Annotated in this window: 16 protein-coding genes and 1 pseudogene; 2 read left to right on the top strand and 15 right to left on the bottom strand. The window is 69.4% G+C overall.

The genetic code is table 11. From position 1 onward, the window contains the following. From E8D38_RS29205 to E8D38_RS26475, 15 genes and pseudogenes are all read right to left on the bottom strand, one after another. A pseudogene (locus E8D38_RS29205) lies at nucleotides 1–179 on the bottom strand (acyl-CoA dehydrogenase); the annotation flags it as partial. Nucleotides 180–201: 22 nt separating this feature from the next. Further along, nucleotides 202–1,734 (bottom strand): 3-hydroxyacyl-CoA dehydrogenase, encoded by a 1,533-nt coding sequence (locus E8D38_RS26540; protein ID WP_140637295.1) that lies wholly within the window; start codon nucleotides 1,732–1,734, stop codon nucleotides 202–204. Between the two features lie 11 nt (nucleotides 1,735–1,745). Further along, on the bottom strand, nucleotides 1,746–2,147 hold the full coding sequence (locus E8D38_RS26535) for a RidA family protein (RefSeq protein WP_140637294.1): 402 nt from the start codon (nucleotides 2,145–2,147) through the stop codon (nucleotides 1,746–1,748). Beyond that, nucleotides 2,144–2,596: an acyl-CoA thioesterase gene (locus E8D38_RS26530; protein ID WP_140637293.1), complete on the bottom strand. Its 453-nt coding sequence runs from the start codon at nucleotides 2,594–2,596 to the stop codon at nucleotides 2,144–2,146. The genes E8D38_RS26535 and E8D38_RS26530 overlap by 4 nt, the downstream gene beginning before the upstream one ends. Before the next feature lie 6 nt (nucleotides 2,597–2,602). Then, nucleotides 2,603–3,313 (bottom strand): ABC transporter ATP-binding protein, encoded by a 711-nt coding sequence (locus E8D38_RS26525; protein ID WP_140637292.1) that lies wholly within the window; start codon nucleotides 3,311–3,313, stop codon nucleotides 2,603–2,605. Beyond that, the gene (locus tag E8D38_RS26520) at nucleotides 3,310–4,062 is read right to left on the bottom strand and encodes an ABC transporter ATP-binding protein (protein ID WP_140637291.1); all 753 of its coding nucleotides are present in this window, start codon (nucleotides 4,060–4,062) and stop codon (nucleotides 3,310–3,312) included. Before E8D38_RS26520 ends, E8D38_RS26525 begins: the two co-directional genes overlap by 4 nt. Beyond that, nucleotides 4,059–5,096 carry a branched-chain amino acid ABC transporter permease gene (locus E8D38_RS26515; RefSeq protein WP_140637290.1) on the bottom strand — a complete coding sequence of 346 codons (1,038 nt, stop codon included), beginning with the start codon at nucleotides 5,094–5,096 and terminating at the stop codon, nucleotides 4,059–4,061. Before E8D38_RS26515 ends, E8D38_RS26520 begins: the two co-directional genes overlap by 4 nt. A 26-nt stretch (nucleotides 5,097–5,122) precedes the next feature. Beyond that, nucleotides 5,123–6,043: a branched-chain amino acid ABC transporter permease gene (locus E8D38_RS26510; protein WP_140637289.1), complete on the bottom strand. Its 921-nt coding sequence runs from the start codon at nucleotides 6,041–6,043 to the stop codon at nucleotides 5,123–5,125. 121 nt (nucleotides 6,044–6,164) lie between these two features. Continuing rightward, on the bottom strand, nucleotides 6,165–7,334 hold the full coding sequence (locus E8D38_RS26505; RefSeq protein WP_140637288.1) for an ABC transporter substrate-binding protein: 1,170 nt from the start codon (nucleotides 7,332–7,334) through the stop codon (nucleotides 6,165–6,167). Between the two features lie 45 nt (nucleotides 7,335–7,379). Next, entirely contained in the window at nucleotides 7,380–9,008 is a 1,629-nt protein-coding gene (locus tag E8D38_RS26500; protein ID WP_140637287.1) for an AMP-binding protein, read from the bottom strand. Between the two features lie 7 nt (nucleotides 9,009–9,015). Next, complete coding sequence (locus tag E8D38_RS26495; protein ID WP_140637286.1) at nucleotides 9,016–10,161, bottom strand: acyl-CoA dehydrogenase family protein; 1,146 nt, start codon at nucleotides 10,159–10,161, stop codon at nucleotides 9,016–9,018. A gap of 2 nt (nucleotides 10,162–10,163) precedes the next feature. Beyond that, complete coding sequence (locus E8D38_RS26490) at nucleotides 10,164–11,018, bottom strand: enoyl-CoA hydratase family protein (RefSeq protein ID WP_140637285.1); 855 nt, start codon at nucleotides 11,016–11,018, stop codon at nucleotides 10,164–10,166. Further along, nucleotides 11,015–11,548: a MarR family winged helix-turn-helix transcriptional regulator gene (locus tag E8D38_RS26485; protein WP_140637284.1), complete on the bottom strand. Its 534-nt coding sequence runs from the start codon at nucleotides 11,546–11,548 to the stop codon at nucleotides 11,015–11,017. Before E8D38_RS26485 ends, E8D38_RS26490 begins: the two co-directional genes overlap by 4 nt. A 5-nt stretch (nucleotides 11,549–11,553) precedes the next feature. Then, a complete protein-coding gene (locus E8D38_RS26480; protein WP_140637283.1) occupies nucleotides 11,554–12,315 on the bottom strand; it encodes an SDR family NAD(P)-dependent oxidoreductase in 762 nt (253 codons plus the stop codon). Next, nucleotides 12,315–14,669, bottom strand: coding sequence for a bifunctional salicylyl-CoA 5-hydroxylase/oxidoreductase (locus E8D38_RS26475; RefSeq protein ID WP_140637282.1), 2,355 nt, complete (start codon nucleotides 14,667–14,669; stop codon nucleotides 12,315–12,317). Before E8D38_RS26475 ends, E8D38_RS26480 begins: the two co-directional genes overlap by 1 nt. Before the next feature lie 142 nt (nucleotides 14,670–14,811). Here E8D38_RS26475 and E8D38_RS26470 point away from each other — a divergent pair, with 142 nt between their 5' ends. Beyond that, nucleotides 14,812–15,309, top strand: a complete 498-nt coding sequence (locus E8D38_RS26470) for a DUF2231 domain-containing protein (protein WP_140637281.1) — start codon at nucleotides 14,812–14,814, stop codon at nucleotides 15,307–15,309. 51 nt (nucleotides 15,310–15,360) lie between these two features. Next, on the top strand, nucleotides 15,361–16,584 hold the full coding sequence (locus E8D38_RS26465) for an anion transporter (RefSeq protein ID WP_140637280.1): 1,224 nt from the start codon (nucleotides 15,361–15,363) through the stop codon (nucleotides 16,582–16,584). Nucleotides 16,585–16,948: the final 364 nt, after the last annotated feature.

Raw genomic sequence — 16,948 nt, 5'->3', positions numbered from 1 at the left:
TCGCGAAAGATGGCGGCGTCGGTGTGCTCGTGGCGAAAGGCTTCGAGCACCCGCGGGGCCAGGCGGTCCTGGCAGTAGGCGGCCGCCGCGTCGCGCACCGCGCGTTCGTCGGCGCTGAGCTGCGCGTCGAGCAGCAGCGGGTCCTGCCAGTGGAAGCTTGCCTTGGTGGTGGTGGCCATGTCGGACTCCTTGGTCGGGGGCTCAGAGCGCGGGCTCCGGCGTGGTGAGGGAAACGCCCAGGTGTGCGCGGCGGCGCAGCCAGGGCGAGGGTCGATAGCGCGGGTCGCCGGTGATGGCGGTCATGTGCTCCAGGATGGCGAGCAGCCGGCGCGGGCCGAGTGCATCGCCCCAGGCCAGCGGCCCCCGCGGGTAGCCGAGTCCCAGCTGCACCGCCAGGTCGATGTCGGCCGGCGTGGCGATGCCCTGCTGGGCGATGTCGCAGCCGATGTTGACGACGCAGGCCAGCACCCGCTGGGCCACCAGGCCGACGCTGTCGCGCACCAGGCTGACCGGCACGCCGTCGGCGCCGAACAGGCCTGCGGCGGCGTCACGGTGCCCGGGCTGCGTCAGCGGGTTCAGCACCACGGTGCGGCGCTTCGCCTGAGGCACCAGCATGTCGAGCCCGACCGTGCGCCGCGCGTCCCAGCCGTGGCGCGTGCACACGAAGCTCACGTCTTCGCCGCAGGGCGTGACGACGATCAGCGCCTGCTCGCTCGGCACGGCCGTGTGCTCGACCGCCGCGCCCAGCGAAGCGGCGAGCTGGCGCGCCTGCTCGGCCCAGTCGGGCAGCAGGTCGGCCACCCACACGCTGTGCGGCCGGGCCGCGGGCGCCGCGACCGGGGCCTCCCTGGCCTGCTGGCCGCCGTCGTAGCGATAGAAGCCCTCGCCCGTCTTGCGACCGAGCAGGCCGCCGGTGCGGCGCAATGCCGCCAGCGCCGAAGGCCGGTAGCGCGGTTCGTCATAGAACTGGCGGTAGATCGATTCCATGACCGGCTGCGACACGTCGAGTCCGGTGAGGTCCATCAGCTCGAACGGGCCCATGCGGAAGCCGGCCTGCTCGCGCAGGATCTCGTCGATCGCCTGCACCCCGGCCACGCCCTCGCCCAGCAGCTTGAGCGCCTCTGTGTTGTAGCCGCGGCCGGCGTGGTTGACGATGAACCCGGGCGTGTCGAGCGCGCGCACCGGCTGGTGGCCGAAGCGGCGCACGAGCGCCATCAGCGTGTCGCCCACCGCGCGGTCGCTGCGCAGGCCGTCGATGACCTCGGCCACCTTCATCAGCGGCACCGGGTTGAAGAAATGCAGCCCTGCCACACGCTCGGGCCGGCGGCAGGCGGTGGCGATGGCGGTGATCGACAGCGACGAGGTGTTGCTCGCCAGCACCGCGTCGGCCGGGACGATGTCTTCGAGCTCGCGGAACAGCCGGCGCTTCACGTCGAGGTCCTCGACGATGGCCTCCACCACCACCTCGGCCGGCGCCAGGCCGCCGAGGTCGTGCTCCACCCGCAGGCGGTCCGCTGCGGCAGCGGCGGCATCGGCCGTCAGCTTGCCCTTGGCGGCCAGGGTTTCGAAGGTGTGCTGCAGGGCCTCGCGCGCCTTGGCGGCCGCCTCGGGCTGCGCGTCGAACAGCAGCACCGTGCAGCCGGACTGCGCCGCGATCTGCGCGATGCCGCGTCCCATGGCGCCGGTGCCGACGACGGCCACCTTGAGGTCGGGGGCTTGCGGATCGAACGGCATGGCAGGCGGACCTATTCGGGAATGACGGCGGTGACCTCGATCTCGACCTTGGCGCGGTCTTCGATCAGGGCCGACACCTCCACCGCCGTCATGGCGGCATTGAAGCTGCCGATCAGCTCGCGGAACGCCGCGCCCACCTCCCGGTAGGCGGCCATGTACTCGCGCTTGTCGGTCACGTACCAGGTCATGCGCACGATGTGCTCGGGCCTGGCGCCGGCTTCCTCGAGCACCGCCACCACGTTCTGCAGGGCCTGGCGCACCTGGCCCGCGAAGTCGTCGGTGTGGAACACGCCGTCGGCGTCCCAGCCCACCATGCCGGCCACGAAGACCATCTGGCCGCGGGCCATCACGCCGTTGGCATAACCCCTGGGGCGCGGCCACCCGCGCGGCAGCAGAACCTTGTTCGTCGTCATCGTTGTGTCTCCTGTTGTCCTGCCTCGAAGCGCTTCACGGCCTCGCGCACGTCCGCGGGCAGTTCGATCGCCTTGTGCGTTTCCAGCGAGGTGCACACCAGCACCTGCTTCGCGCGAAAACGGGCCTCGTCACCCAGCCGGCAGCCGAGCGACAGCGTGATCGAGCGGCTGCCCAGGCGTTCGATCGACAGGCCCATCAGCACCGTTTCGCCCATGCGGCTGGGTGCGGTGAAATCGACTTCGAGCCGCACCGTGGGCAGGCCGGTGCGGCGCGGACCCAGAACTTCGGCATACGGGATGCCCAGGCTCAGGTCGAACCAGTCCTCGACCAGGTTGTTGAGCATCACCATGTACTGCGGAAAGAACACGATGCCCGCCGGGTCGCAATGCGCGAAGCGGATGGTTTGCGGCCGCTCGAAGGCGTGGCGCGTGGCAATGGATGGATTCATTCAGGCTCAGACTCCGACATAACGCTTCCACAGGGCCGGGTCGGCCGCGAGCGCCTGCGACGCGCCCTGCCAGGCAACCCGCCCGCGCTCGATGATGGTGTGGCGGTCGGCCAGCCGCACCAGTCGCTGCACATACTTGTCGATCACGAGGATGGTCTGGCCGTGGCTGCGCAGCGCCGCCAGGCAGCGCCAGATCTCCTCGCGGATCAGCGGGGCCAGCCCCTCGGTGGCCTCGTCCAGGATCAGCAGCCGCGGGTTGGTCATCAGCGCGCGCCCGATGGCCAGCATCTGCTGCTCGCCGCCCGACAACTGGTTGCCCATGTTGCTGCGCCGCTCGGCCAGCCGAGGGAAGAGCGCATACACCTTCTCCAGCGTCCAGGGCTCGGCCGACGCCGCCCGGTTGGCGGCGAAGGCGCGCAGGTTTTCCTCGACCGACAGGTTGGGAAAGATCTGCCGCCCTTCGGGCACCACCGCCAGGCCCATGCGGGCGATGCGGTCGGGCTCGAGGCGCTCGATGCGCTCGCCCAGGAAGCGCACTTCGCCGCCCTTGGCCCGCACCAGGCCGAGGATGGAACGCACCGTGGTGGTCTTGCCCATGCCGTTGCGGCCGAGCAGCGTGGCCACTTCACCCGCGGCGATGTCGAAGTCCAGGCCGAACAGCACCTGGCTCGACCCGTAGGCCGTCTCCAGTCCTCTGACTTCGAGAACCGCCGTCATGCCACCTCCTCCTCGCCCAGATACGCCTTCTTCACCTCCGGGTGTTCGCGAATTTCCTGCACCGTGCCGGTGGCGATGACACGACCCGACACCAGCGTCGACACCCGGTCGGCCAGGCGGAACACCGCGTCCATGTCGTGCTCCACCAGCAGCACGGTGAGTTCGCTGCGCAGGCTCTGCAGCAGCAGCACCATGGCTTCGGACTCTTCCGGCCCCATGCCGGCCATCGGCTCGTCGAGCAGCAGCAGCTTGGGCTTCGTGGCCACCGCCAGGCCCACCTCGAGCTGGCGCTGTTCGCCATGCGCGAGCGCGCCGGCCTGGGCATGCAGGCGATCGGCCAGCCCGACGCGCTGGCCGATCGCGGCGGCTTCGTCATAGCGCTCCCGTTCGGCACGTGCACGCGCCCAGAAGCGGAAGCTCGTGCCCGAACGGGCCTGCACCGCCAGCGCCAGGTTGTCGAGCACGCTCATGCGCTTGAAGATGCTCGTGATCTGGTACGAACGCGCCAGCCCGCGCAGCACGCGTCCGTGCATCGGTATCGCGGTGACGTCTTCGCCGTCGAAGATCACCCGGCCGGCGTCCGGCGCCAGCGCGCCCGAGATCTGGTGAATGAGCGTGGTCTTGCCGGCGCCGTTGGGGCCGATCAGTGCATGCACCTCGCCGTGGCGCACGTCGAACCGCGCCTGGTCGGTGGCGGTCAAGCCGCCGAAGCGCTTCACCAGCCCGTCGATCTGCAGCAACGCGGTCATGACTCGCGGCTCCTGGAGAACAGGCCCATCAGGCCCTTGGGCGCCACCAGCACCACCAGCAGCAGCACCGCTCCCACGCCGAACTGCCAGTGGATGGTGTAGCCCAGCGCGATCTCCTCGAGCAGCAGCAGCACCACCGCGCCGACGAAGCCGCCGTACAGGTGCCCGACGCCGCCCAGGATCACCATCACCATCAGCGCGCCGCTCTGGCTCCAGTGCATGAGCGAGGGGCTCACGATGCCGCTCTGGTTGGCCACCAGCGCGCCGGCCAGGCCGGCCAGTGCGCCGGCGATGGTGAAGGCCAGCAGCTTGTAGCGGTACACCGGGAAGCCGATCGCCGCCATGCGGGTTTCGTTCTCCCGCACGCTTTGCAGCACGTGGCCGAAGCGGGCATTGAGCAGGCGCTGCACGAACACGAAGGCGGCCACGAGGAGGAACAGCACCACGTAGTAGAAGTTGGTGTCGTCGCCCAGGTTGATGCCGATCTTCGAGCGGCCCGCAAGACTCAGGCCGTCTTCGCCGCCGTAGTCGCGCAGCGAGATCATCAGGTAGTACAGCATCTGTGCGAAGGCCAGCGTGATCATGATGAAGTACACGCCGCGGGTGCGCAGGCTGATCGCGCCGATGACCAGGGCGAAGAGCCCGCCCATCACCACCGCCAGCGGCCATGCCACCCAGCCCGAGCTGACCCCGTGGTGCATCAGGATGCCCACGGTGTAGGCCCCGATGCCGAGGAAGGCCGCATGCCCGAAGCTCACCAGCCCGCCGAAGCCGAGGATGAGGTTCAGGCTGGTGGCGGCCAGCGCAAAGATGAGGATGCGGCTGGCCAGCCCGATGTAGAAGGTTTCGTCGAGCGCCTGGGCGAACGGCGGCACGGCCACCAGCACCGCCAGCAGCACCAGTGCCCAGCGCCAGTGCAGCGGGTGGTCGAGCAGGCCGGCGGCTGGCTGCCCCCTCTCCCCGTGGGAGAGGGTTGGGGTGAGGGCTTGGGCGCTGCCCTCACCCCGGCCCTCTCCCGGCGGGAGAGGGAGCATTGCGGGGGTCTTTGCATTCACGCGGTTCAACCTCTGGCCGGAAACAGGCCCTGTGGCTTCCAGAAGAGCACCACGGCCATCAACACGTAGATCAGGATGGAGGCGAGCGCCGGGCCTGCGCCCGAGGCCGCCGAAGGACCCAGCAGGCCGCCCAGCGCCACCGGCACGAAGGTGCGGCCCACCGTGTCGACCACGCCCACCAGCAGCGAGCCCATCAGCGCGCCGCGGATGGAGCCGATGCCGCCGATCACGATCACCACGAAGGCGAGGATCAGGATGCTCTCGCCCATGCCCACCTGCACCGCCACCAGCGGCCCGAGCAGGCCGCCGGCCAGCGCGCACAGCGCGGCGCCCACGCCGAACACCAGCGTGAACAGCCGGCGCACGTCGGATCCCATGGCCAGGGCCATCTCGCGGTTGGAGGCGCCCGCCCTCACCTGCATGCCGACCCGGGTGCGGGTGATGAGGAAATACAGGCCCACCGCCACCGCGAGGCCCACGCCGATGATCACCAGCCGGAAGGCCGGGTAGTCGAAGCCTCCCCACAGCGTGGCCGGGCCCGACAGCGCCGCAGGCGGGTTGAGCAGGATGGGCTGCGAGCCCCAGATCATGCGCACCGCCTCGTTGCACATCAGCAGGATGGCGAAGGTGCCCAGCACCTGCGACAGGTGGTCGCGCTGGTAGAGCCTGCGCAGCACCGTGACCTCGAGCGCCATGCCGAAGAGCGCGGTGCCGGCAATCCCCGCGACCAGGCCGGCGAGGAACGACCCCGACGCCTGGGCCGCCGCCGCGGTGAGGTAGGCCCCCACCATGTACAGCGAACCATGCGCGAGGTTGATCATGTCCATGATGCCGAACACGAGCGTGAGCCCCGCGGCGAGCAGGAAGAGCATGAGGCCGAACTGCAGGCCGTTGAGCCCCTGTTCGAGAAGGAGAATGGCATTCATCTCGATCGTTTCGTCTAGGGCCTGTCAGCAACCAGAACCCAGCGGACGCCGCGGATCCGGCTTTGCCGGTCCGCCGGCAAAGCCCCCTCGAGGGGGAGCGCCGAAGGCGCTACGGGGGTGGTCACATCCTGCAGGCGCTGGCGTAGGCATCCGCATGGTTCTTGAAGACGACCCCCATGGTGCGGTTGGTCACGCGGCCCTGCGGGTCCTTGGTGATGAGGCGCAGGTAGTAGTCCTGCACCGGGTACTGGTTGGTGTTGAATTTGAACGCGCCACGCACGGACTTGAAGTTGGCAGCCTTGAGCGCCTTGCGCACTGCCTCCTTGTCCTCCAGCTTGCCCTTCACGTCGCGCACCGCGGCGTCAATCAGCATGGCGGCGTCGTAGCCCTGCGAGGCGTAGAGCGACGGCAGGCGGCCGTACTCCTTCTGGAAGTCGGCCACGAAACGCTTGTTCTGCGGGTTGTCGAGGTCGTGCGCCCACTGCGAGGTGTTGAACATGCCGAGCATCGGCTCGCCCACCGCGCGGATCACGTCCTCGTCGGCCGAGAAGCCTGGGCCGTAAAGGGTGGCGTCCTTCGAAAGGCCGGAGGCCACGTACTGCTTGATGAAATTGATGCCCATGCCGCCGGGCAGGAAGATGTACATCGCATCCGGCTTGGCCGCGCGCACCTGCGCGAGCTCGGGCGCGTAGTCGAGCTGGCCGAGCTTGGTGTAGATCTCCTGCACCACCTCGCCCTTGTAGAAGCGCTTGAAGCCGGCCAGCGCGTCCTTGCCCGCCGGGTAGTTGGGCGCCAGCAGCGCGACCTTCTGCTTGCCCTGCCGGGTGACGGTGGCGCCCACCGCCTCGTGCAGGTTGTCGTTCTGCCAGGCCACGTTGAAGAAGTACGGGTTGCACTGCTCGCCGGCGTATTGCGACGGGCCGGCGTTGGCGCTGACGTAGAAGGTCTTGGACTCGAAGATCGGCTGGCCCACCGCCAGCATCACGTTGGAGAACACGACGCCGGTCATGAAGTCGACCTTGTCGCGCTTGATGAGGCGGTCGGTGGTCTGCTTGGCGGCGTCGGGACTCTGCTGGTCGTCGGCCACGATCACCTCGGCCGGCAGGTTGCCCAGCTTGCCGCCGGTGTGCTTGAGGGCCAGGTTGAAGCCGTCGCGGATGTCGATGCCCAGGCCGGCGCCCGGGCCGGACAGCGTGCTCAGCATGCCGACCTTCACTTTGTCTGCGGCCATGGCCGTGCTCGCGAGGCAGGCGGCAGCCGCGGTCGCGAAGGCGAGGTGGACGAAACGCATCTTGGTGTCTCCTTGGTTTGACGGCAGTCGAGATCGGTATCGGGTTCAAGCGTCGCGCAGCCTGAAGCGCTGGAGTTTGCCAGTGGGCGTGCGCGGCAGCTCGCTGCGGAACTCGATCGCGCGTGGGTACTTGTACGGAGCGATGGCCTGCTTGACGAAGTCCTGCAGCGTGCGAACCATCGCGTCGCCCGGCTGGTGGCCGGCGCGCAACACCACGAAGGCCTTCACGATCTGGCCGCGGTCGGCATCGGGCGCTCCGATCACCGCACATTCGGCCACCGCCTCGTGCAGCAGCAGCGCCTCTTCCACCTCGGGCGCGCCGATGTTGTAGCCGGCGGAGACGATCATGTCGTCGGTGCGCGACTGGAAATGGAAGTAGCCGTCGGCGTCCATCGTGTAGGCATCGCCGGTGTAGTTCCAGCCGTCCTTCACGTACTTCGCCTGGCGCTCGTCGGCCAGGTAGCGGCAGCCGGTCGGCCCCTTCACCGCCAGCCGGCCGATGGTGCCTGGTGGCACCGGCCGGCCGCTGTTGTCCATCACGCAGGCCCGGTAGCCTGGCACCACGGTGCCGGTCGCACCGGGGCGTGCATGCGCTTCGTCGGCCGAGATGAAGATGTGCAGCATCTCGGTTGCGCCGATGCCGTCGATCATCTCGATGCCGGTGTGCTGCTTCCACAGCGCGCGCGTGCCGGTCGGCAGCGCCTCGCCGGCCGAGACGCACTTGCGCAGCGAGCCGCCCAGCGGCGCGCTGATGCGGCGCTTCCCGGCTTCCTCGGCCATCGCGCGGTAGGAGGTGGGCGCGGTGAACAGCACGGTGGCCTTGAACTGCGGAATGGCCTCCAGCAGCGCCGGCGGGCCGGCCTTCTCGAGCAGCACGGTGGAGGCGCCGATGCTCATGGGAAACAGCACCAGCCCGCCCAGCCCGAAGGTGAAGGCCAGCGGCGGGCTGCCGATGAACACGTCGTCGGGGCCGGCCTTCAGCGTGTGTTTCGGCCAGCAGGCGCACACCGCCATCACGTCGCGGTGGAAGTGCATGGTGCCCTTGGGTGCGCCGGTGGTGCCGGAGGTGAAGGCGATGAGGCAGGTGTCGTCGGCCGCGGTGTCCGCATTGGTGAACGTGGCGCCCTGGCGCTGCATGGCCGCCTCGAGTCCCTTCGCAGTGTCGTCGTTGAAGCAGCGGACCTCGCGCAGCACCGGCAGCCGGGCCTGCGCGGTGAGCAGCTCGTCGGCCAGCGCGGCATCGCACAGCGCATGGCTGACCTGGGCTTTCTCGATGATCTGCGCAAGCTCCTTGGCCCGCAGCAGCGGCATGGTGGCCACTGCAATGCCGCCGGCCTTCATGACGGCGAACCAGCAGGCCACCAGCATCGGGTTGTTGGGCGCGCGCAGCAGCACGCGGTTGCCCGGCACGAGGCCCATGTCGTGCACCAGCACGTTGGCGATGCGGTTGGCCTTGTCGTGCAGGTCGGCGTACGTCCAGCGCTGGCCACCCGGCGCCTGCAGGCAGGCGCGGCCGCCCTGCCCCTGCGCGACCCGGCGGTCGAGCAGTTCGCTCGCGCAGTTCAGCCGCCCGGGAAACTCCAGCTCGGGCAGCTCGAACAGGTAGTCGGGCTGCTGCTCGGCCGGCGGCAGGTTGTCGCGGGCAAAGGTGTCGAGATGGGCTGTGTACGTCATGCGGGCCTCACTGGGCTTGATGCGACTTCAACAACTCGCGCGCGATGATGAGCTGCTGCACCTCGGTGGCGCCTTCGTAGATGCGCAACGCGCGGATCTCGCGGTAGAGGCGCTCCACCGGCTGCTCGCTCACCACGCCCAGGCCGCCCCACATCTGCACCGCCGCGTCGATGACCTGCTGCGCACCTTCGGTGGCGGCCATCTTGGCCATCGCGGCTTCCCGGGTGACGGCATGGCCCTGGTCGCGCATCCAGGCGGCGCGGTAAGTTAGCAGCGCCGCGCTGTCCACGGTGGTGGCCATCTGCGCCAGCCGGGCCTGGGTGAGCTGGAAGTCGGCCAGGGTCTGGTTGAACATCCTGCGGGTGGTGGCGCGATGCAGCGCCTCGTCGAGTGCGCGGCGAGCGAAGCCCAGCGACGCGGCGGCCACCGAGGTGCGGAACACGTCGAGCGTGCGCATCGCCACCTTGAAGCCTTCGCCAGGTGCACCCACCCGTTGCGCGGCGGGGATGCGGCAGCCGGTGAAGCGCAGCCGCGCGAGCGGGTGCGGCGCGATCACGTCGATGCGCTCCGCGATCTCGAAACCCGGCGTGCCGGCCTCCACGATGAAGGCCGAGATGCCGCGCGAGCCCGGCGCTTCGCCGGTGCGGGCGAACACGATGTAGAAGTCGGCGATGCCGCCGTTGGAGATCCAGGTCTTTTCGCCGTCGAGCACGTAGTGGTCGCCCTCGGCACGGGCGGCACACGCGAGGGCCGCGACGTCGGAGCCCGCCTCGGGCTCCGACAAGGCGAACGCCGAGATGGCCTCGCCACGCGCCACGCGCGGCAGGTAGCGCTCCTGCTGCGCGGGCGTGCCCTGCAGGCTGATGGCCCCCGAACCCAGGCCCTGCATCGCGAAGGCGAAGTCGGCCAGCCCCGAATGCCGAGCGAGCGTCTCGCGGATCAGGCAGATGGCTCGCGTATCGATGCGCTCGCCCACCGCATGCTTCAGCCAGCCGCCCTGCCCCAGTGCACGCACCAGCGCCTTGCACTCGGCGTCGACGTCATGGCCATGAGCCTGCGAGACGTTCGCCGTCGCCCAGGCGTCGAGTTCACGGGCCAGCTCGCGATGCCGGTCTTCGAAAAACGGCCAGTCCAGGTAGCGGATGTCAGCCATGCTCAGTTCCCCTCGAAGCGCGGCTTCTGCTTGGCCACGAAGGCGTTGTAGGCCCGCGTGAAGTCCTCGGTGAGCATGCAGATGGCCTGGGCCTGCGCCTCGGCCTCGATGGCCTGGTCGATCCCCATGTTCCATTCCTGCTGCAGCATCGTCTTGGTGATGCCGTTTGCAAAGGTCGGGCCAGCCGCCAGGTCGCGGGCCAGGGCCTGCGCCTGGGCCAGCACCTCGCCCGGGTCGCACAGCCGGTTGAAGAAGCCCCAGCGTTCGGCCTCCTCGCCGCCCATCGACCGGCCGGTGTAGAGCAGCTCGCTCGCCCGCCCCTGGCCGATGATGCGCGGCAGGATCGCGCAGGCGCCCATGTCGCAGCCGGCCAGGCCCACCCGGTTGAACAGGAAGGCCGTCTTGCTGCGGGCGGTGCCCAGCCGCAGGTCCGAGGCCATGGCGATGATGGCGCCGGCCCCTGCGCACACGCCGTCGATCGCCGCGACGATGGGCTGCGGGCAGCCGCGCATCGCCTTCACCAGGTCGCCGGTCATGCGGGTGAACATCAGCAGCTCGGGTGCCTTGAGCTTCACCAGCGGGCCGATGATCTCGTGCACGTCGCCGCCCGAACAGAAGTTGTCGCCGGCGCCGGTGACGACCACCGCCTTCACGTCGTCGGCATGCCTGAGCCGGCCGAACAGGTCGCGCAGCTCGGCATAGGAGTCGAAGGTGAGCGGGTTCTTGCGTTCGGGCCGGTTCAGCGTGACGGTGGCCACGCGTTCGCTGACGTTCCAGCCGAAATGCTTCGCCTGGTAGCCGGCGGCGCTCCAGCGGTTGCCGGCCAGCAGGGCCGGGTCGATGTCGTTCGTGTTCATGCAGCTTCGTCCTGTGGGGTATGGGCCTGGCGCGCCATCACGGTCACCCGCATGCGGCCCAGCAGTTCGTACAGCGTCTTGCGCTCGGCCGGCGCGATGTCGCCGAACAGCTCGATCAGCCAGCCCTCATGGGTGGCGGCGATCTGCTCGAAGGTCTTGCGGCCCTGTGGCGTGAGCCTGAGCAGGAAGGCGCGCCGGTCCTCGGCAGCCGCTTCACGCACCACCAGGCCTTCCTTCTCGAGCTCGTCGGTCAGCCCGGTGATGCTGCCCCCGGTGACCATGAGGTAGCGCGACAGCGCATTCATGCGCAGCCCCTCGGGGTGGCGGTGCAGTTGGGCCAGGTAGTCGAAGCGCGACAGCGTGATGCCGAAGCGGGCACGCAGGCGCTTGCGGATCTCGGTTTCGATCTGCGTGCTGCAGGCCAGCAGGCGCAGCCACAGCTTGAGCGCCATGTGGTCGTCGCTTCCGACCCGCGCCTCCAGCCCGATGCTGTCGTCGCCCAGCGCCGCGGCGACCGCTGTTCCAGCCATTCTCTTCACATGACCTCCCCGCCCGAGACGGACACCGCCTGGCCGGTGACGGCCGAGGCTCCCGGCGCACACAGCCAGCACACCGCATGGGCCACCTCCTCGGGCAGCACGATGCGGCCCTGCGGGTTGCCGGCGGCGAATTCGGCGCGTGCCTGCGCCTCGCTGCGGCCGGTCTTGGCCATCACGTTGGCAATGCTCTCGCGCAGGATGTCGGTCTGGGTGTAGCCGGGGCACACGGCATTGACCGTGACGCCCTTCTTCGCCACTTCGAGCGCCAGCGAGCGGGTGAGGCCCACCACGCCATGCTTGGCCGCCACATAGGCCGACACGTAGGCATAGCCCTTCTGGCCGGCGGTGCTCGCGATGTTGACGATGCGGCCCGCCTCGGCCGCCAGCATGTCGGGCAGCGCAGCCTGCGAACACAGGAAGGTGCCGGTGAGGTTGACTGCCAGCATGCGCTGCCAGAGCTCCAGGCTGGTCTTGCCGAACGGCGCGCTCTCTGCCTGGCCGGCGTTGTTGACCAGGATGCCGACCGGCCCGTTGGCCTGCCTGGCCTGCGCGAACGCGGCCGACACCGAGCCGGCGTCGGCCACGTCCACGGCCACCGCCGCATGGCCAGACCCGGGCAGCTCGCGCGCCAGCGCCTGCAGGGTATCTAGCCGGCGCCCCATCAGCGTGAGCCGGGCGCCTTCGGCGGCCAGCGCGCGCGCAATGGCCGCGCCGATGCCGCGGGCCGCGCCGGTCACCACCGCATGGCGGCCGTCCATCAGACCCCCAGCGCCCGGTTGGCCTGCTCCAGCGCGGACAGGCCGGCACCCTGCCCCGCCGCGGCCCGCTCGCGCTCGAGGTTGCGCTCGAGCTGCACCTTGGCCGCGCGGTACTGCCGGGGCCATTCGAGCCCGAGGTAGCCGATCTTCGCGGCTTCCATCAGCGTCCAGGCCGGGTTGGCCAGGTGCGGCCGGGCCACCGCGCACAGGTCGGCGCGGCCGGCGGCAATGATGCTGTTCACATGGTCGGCTTCGGAGATGGCGCCCACCGCGATGGTCGCGATGCCCGCCTCGTTGCGCACCCGGTCGGCGAACGGCGTCTGGAACATGCGGCCGTACACCGGCTTCTCCTTCTTGCTCACCTGGCCCGACGAGCAGTCGATCATGTCGGCACCGGCCGCCTTGAAGGCACGAGCGATCTGCACCGCGTCGTCCGGCGTGATGCCGCCTTCGACCCAGTCGTGCGCCGAGATGCGCACCGACATCGGCAGGTGCGCGGGCCACACGGCCCGCACGGCGTTGAAGACCTCCAGCGGGTAGCGCAGCCGGTTCTCCAGGCTGCCGCCGTATTCGTCGGTGCGCTGGTTGGTCAGGGGCGAAATGAAGCTCGACAGAAGGTAGCCGTGGGCGCAGTGCAGCTCGAGCCAGTCGAAGCCGGCCTCGGCCGCGCGCCGTGCGCTGGCCACGAAGTCGTCGCGCACGCGGTCCATGTCGGCGCGGGTCATGGCATGCGACCAGTCGCTCACCCCGTCGAGGTACTGCTGCGGCGAAGCCGAAATGAGCGGCCAGTTGCCGCTCTCCAGCGGCTGGTCGATACCCTCCCAGGCCACCCGGGTGGACCCCTTGGCGCCGGCATGGCCCAGCTGCATCGCGATCTTCGCGTCGCTGTTGTCGTGCACGTAGTCGACGATGCGCTTCCAGGCGTCGCGCTGGGTGTCGTTCCACAGGCCCGGGCAGCCGGGCGTGATGCGGGCGTCGGGCGACACGCAGGTCATCTCGGCGAACACGAGGCCGGCGCCGCCCATGGCCCGCGCGCCGAGGTGCACCAGGTGGTAGTCGCCGGCGATGCCGTCCACCGCCGAGTACTGGGCCATGGGCGAGACCACCACGCGGTTCTTGAGCGTCACGCCGCGCAGGGTGAACGGCGTGAACATCGGCGGGATGGAACCTTGCTCGGGCCGCCGCGACACGCCGGCGCGTTCGGCGATCCAGCCTTCATAGTCCTCGACGTAGGTCTTGTCGCGCAGGCGCAGGTTCTCGTGGCTGATGCGCTGGCTGCGGGTGAGCAGCGAATAGGCGAACTGCTGCGGCGGCAGCGTGGCATAGCGCGCCACGTTCTCGAACCATTCGGTGGAGTTGCGCGCCGCATTCTGGATGCGCAGCACCTCGACGCTGCGCGCCGCCTCGTAGGCCTCGAGCGCGCCGGCCAGGTCGCCCGGGTGGGCGGCGATGTCGCGGGCCAGCGCGATGGCGTCTTCGAGGGCCAGCTTGGTGCCCGAGCCGATGGAGAAATGCGCGGTGTGCGCGGCATCGCCCATCAGCACCACCGGCGCGCGGCCGTTGTGGTGCACCCAGGTCTTGCACACCACGCGCGGGAAGCGGATCCACTGGGCCGAGCCGCGCAGGTGGGCCGCGTTGGACATCAGCTTCGCGCCGCCCAGCACGCCTTCGAACAGCTTCTCGCAGAACGCGATGGATTCTTCCTTGCCCATGTCGGCCAGCCCCGCGGCCTGCCACACCGGATCGGGCGTCTCGACGATGAAGGTGGAGGTGTCCGCATCGAACCGGTAGGCGTGGGCCTGGAACCAGCCCCAGGGGGTTTCCTGGAAGTCGAAGGTGAAGGCGTCGAACAGCTTGTGCGTCCCCAGCCACACGAAGCGGCAGTTGCGCAGGTCGATGTCGGGCTGGTAGGTCTCGGCGTACTTCTGGCGGATGCGGCTGTTCAGGCCGTCGCTGGCGATGATGAGATCGGCGTCGATGCCGGCGTCGGCCTGGCAGTCGGCCTCGTACACCAGCCGCACGCCCAGTGCTTCGCAGCGTGCCTGCAGGATGTTCAGCAGCTTCTTGCGGCCGATGCCGCAGAAGCCGTGGCCCCCCGAGACGATGCGCTGCCCCTTGAAGTGCACCGCGATGTCGTCCCAGTGGTTGAAGGCGCCGAGGATCTGGGCCGCGGTGGGGGCGTCGGCCTGCTGCAGCGCGCCGAGCGTCTGGTCTGAGAACACCACGCCCCAGCCGAAGGTATCGCCCGCGCGGTTGCGCTCGTACACCGTGACCTCATGCGCCGGGTTCTGCTTTCTCATCAGCAGCGCGAAGTACAGGCCGGCTGGGCCGCCGCCTATGCAGGCTATGCGCATCGGAAACCTCCTGGTTGAGGCAACTTTAGGACTCAATACTTTAGAAGTCAATTAAATCGGTGCGACGGGAGCGTCAGGGAAATCCCTTCCGGTATGGCGATTGCCGGCAATGCCTGCATCCCCTCTTCGAAAGGAGTCTTCGATGGAAAGCAAAGCCAAGCTGTTCGGCCACCCGGTCCACCAGATGCTCGTGGTCTTCCCGGTGGGGCTGCTCGCGACCTCGGTGGTGTTCGATGCGATCTACCTGGGCACCGACAACCCGCTGATGGGCCTGGTGGCGTTCTGGATGATGGCCGCGGGCATCGTGGGCGGCCTGCTGGCCGCACCCTTCGGCTTGATCGACTGGCTGGCGATCCCGGGGCAGACGCGCGCCAAGTCGGTGGGTGCGATGCATGGCCTGGGCAACGTGGTGGTGCTGCTGCTGTTCGGCGCGAGCTGGCTGCTGCGCCGCGAGGCGCCGCAGGAGCCGGCCGTGCTGGCCAGCGTGCTGTCGTTCGCCGGCGGCGGCGTGGCCATGGTCACCGCCTGGCTGGGCGGCGAGCTGGTGGATCGCCTGGGCATCGGCGTTTCAGACCGCGCCGGCGTCAATGCGCCGAGTTCACTGCATGCACATCACCAGGAGGCGCACCGGTTCCCCTGACGCCGCGAATCCGCGGGCCGCGTTCCAAAAGGAGAACGAAAATCGCGGCCCATGACCGAAGCCATCGTCGCGATCTTCCTGCTGGTCTACCTGGGCATGATCCTGGGCGGCCTGCCCTTCCTGCAACTCGACCGCACCGGCGTGGCGCTCCTGGGCGCCATCGCGCTCATCGGCATCGACGCGCTCAGCCTCGACGAAGCGGCGCGCTCGGTGCACGTGCCCACCATCATCCTGCTGTTCGCCTTCATGGTGGTGTCGGCCCAGATGCGCCTGGGCGGCTTCTATGACTGGGTGACGCGGCGCATCGCCGCGCTGCGCCTGCCGCCGGCGGCGCTGCTGGGCGTGCTGATCGGCGCGGTGGCGCTGCTGTCGGCCGTCTTCAGCAACGACGTGGTCTGCCTGGCCATGGCTCCGGTGCTCACCGACGCCTGCCGCCGGCGCCGCCTCGACCCGGTGCCCTTCCTGCTGGCACTGGCCTGCGCCGCCAACATCGGCTCGGCCTTCACGCTCATCGGCAACCCGCAGAACATGCTGATCGGCGAAACGCTGCGCATGTCGTTCGCCGGCTACCTGGCCCAGGCCGCGCTCCCGGTGACGCTCGGCCTGCTGGCCACCTGGGGCGTGCTGCTGCTGCATTCGCGGGGGCGGCTGGGCGATGCCACGCCGTCCACGCCACACGGGCGCGACGACGAGATCCCGCTCGACCGCTGGCAGGCGGCCAAGGGCCTCGCGGTGGCGGGCGCGCTGGTGCTGGCCTTCCTCTTCACCGACTGGCCGCGCGAGGTGGCGGCGCTCACCGGTGCGGGCGTGCTGCTGCTCAGCCGCAAGCTGCATTCGCGCCGCATGCTCGGGCTGGTGGACTGGGAGCTGCTCATCCTGTTCGTGGGACTGTTCATCGTGAACCATGCCCTGCAGAAGACCGGCCTGCCGCAGCAGCTCGTGGACGACCTGGCGGCCCTGGGCATCGCGCTCAAGGACCCCGTGGCGCTGTTCGCCGGCAGCTTCGTGCTGTCGAACCTGGTGTCGAACGTGCCGGCGGTGATGCTGCTGCTGCCGGTGGCCGAACATGCCGTGGCCGGCGTGACGCTGGCCCTGGTGAGCACGCTGGCCGGCAACCTGCTGGTGGTGGGCAGCATCGCCAACATCATCGTGGTGGACGCGGCCGCCCGGCACGGCGTGATGATCGACTGGCGCCGGCATGCGGTCGTCGGCGTGCCGGTCACCTTCGTCACGCTGGCCATCGTGGCGGCCTACCTCACTTGGCTGGCGAGCTGAACCCCAATTCATTCACCGCGGAGGCGCGGAGGATGCGGAGGACCGCAGAGCAGACCTGTATTCCTCCGCGCTCTCCGCGCCTCCGTGGTGAAGGTATTCAGCACCTCACTCCCCGTTCGCCCTGAGGTATCGAAGGGCCGCAGCGGTCTGTGCAGGGCTTCGATACCTCAGCCCGAACGGAGAGTGGCTGTGCGCCATGGCCGGAACCCCAATTCATTCACCGCGGAGGACGCGGAGGACAGCAGAGCAGACCTGTATTCCTCCGCGCTCTCCGCGCCTCCGTGGTGAAGGTATTCAGCACCTCATGCGAACAACACTCCCCGTTCGCCCTGAGGTATCGAAGGGCCGCAGCGGTCTGTGCAGG

It is taken from the genome of Methylibium rhizosphaerae (genome assembly GCF_006386545.1).
Classification (GTDB): domain Bacteria; phylum Pseudomonadota; class Gammaproteobacteria; order Burkholderiales; family Burkholderiaceae_C; genus Pseudorivibacter; species Pseudorivibacter rhizosphaerae.
This window is presented reverse-complemented; position numbering and strand designations above follow the sequence as displayed.

Bases quoted from the DNA above. Each gene is read 5' to 3' on its own strand.
- E8D38_RS26530 (WP_140637293.1), bottom strand. From the start codon at position 2,596: ATGAATCCATCCATTGCCACGCGCCACGCCTTCGAGCGGCCGCAAACC.
- E8D38_RS26540 (WP_140637295.1), bottom strand. From the start codon at position 1,734: ATGCCGTTCGATCCGCAAGCCCCCGACCTCAAGGTGGCCGTCGTCGGC.
- E8D38_RS26505 (WP_140637288.1), bottom strand. From the start codon at position 7,334: ATGCGTTTCGTCCACCTCGCCTTCGCGACCGCGGCTGCCGCCTGCCTC.
- E8D38_RS26490 (WP_140637285.1), bottom strand. From the start codon at position 11,018: ATGAACACGAACGACATCGACCCGGCCCTGCTGGCCGGCAACCGCTGG.
- E8D38_RS26525 (WP_140637292.1), bottom strand. From the start codon at position 3,313: ATGACGGCGGTTCTCGAAGTCAGAGGACTGGAGACGGCCTACGGGTCG.
- E8D38_RS26470 (WP_140637281.1), top strand. From the start codon at position 14,812: ATGGAAAGCAAAGCCAAGCTGTTCGGCCACCCGGTCCACCAGATGCTC.
- E8D38_RS26510 (WP_140637289.1), bottom strand. From the start codon at position 6,043: ATGAATGCCATTCTCCTTCTCGAACAGGGGCTCAACGGCCTGCAGTTC.
- E8D38_RS26515 (WP_140637290.1), bottom strand. From the start codon at position 5,096: ATGCTCCCTCTCCCGCCGGGAGAGGGCCGGGGTGAGGGCAGCGCCCAA.
- E8D38_RS26535 (WP_140637294.1), bottom strand. From the start codon at position 2,147: ATGACGACGAACAAGGTTCTGCTGCCGCGCGGGTGGCCGCGCCCCAGG.
- E8D38_RS26465 (WP_140637280.1), top strand. From the start codon at position 15,361: ATGACCGAAGCCATCGTCGCGATCTTCCTGCTGGTCTACCTGGGCATG.
- E8D38_RS26495 (WP_140637286.1), bottom strand. From the start codon at position 10,161: ATGGCTGACATCCGCTACCTGGACTGGCCGTTTTTCGAAGACCGGCAT.
- E8D38_RS26480 (WP_140637283.1), bottom strand. From the start codon at position 12,315: ATGGACGGCCGCCATGCGGTGGTGACCGGCGCGGCCCGCGGCATCGGC.
- E8D38_RS26520 (WP_140637291.1), bottom strand. From the start codon at position 4,062: ATGACCGCGTTGCTGCAGATCGACGGGCTGGTGAAGCGCTTCGGCGGC.
- E8D38_RS26485 (WP_140637284.1), bottom strand. From the start codon at position 11,548: ATGGCTGGAACAGCGGTCGCCGCGGCGCTGGGCGACGACAGCATCGGG.
- E8D38_RS26500 (WP_140637287.1), bottom strand. From the start codon at position 9,008: ATGACGTACACAGCCCATCTCGACACCTTTGCCCGCGACAACCTGCCG.
- E8D38_RS26475 (WP_140637282.1), bottom strand. From the start codon at position 14,669: ATGCGCATAGCCTGCATAGGCGGCGGCCCAGCCGGCCTGTACTTCGCG.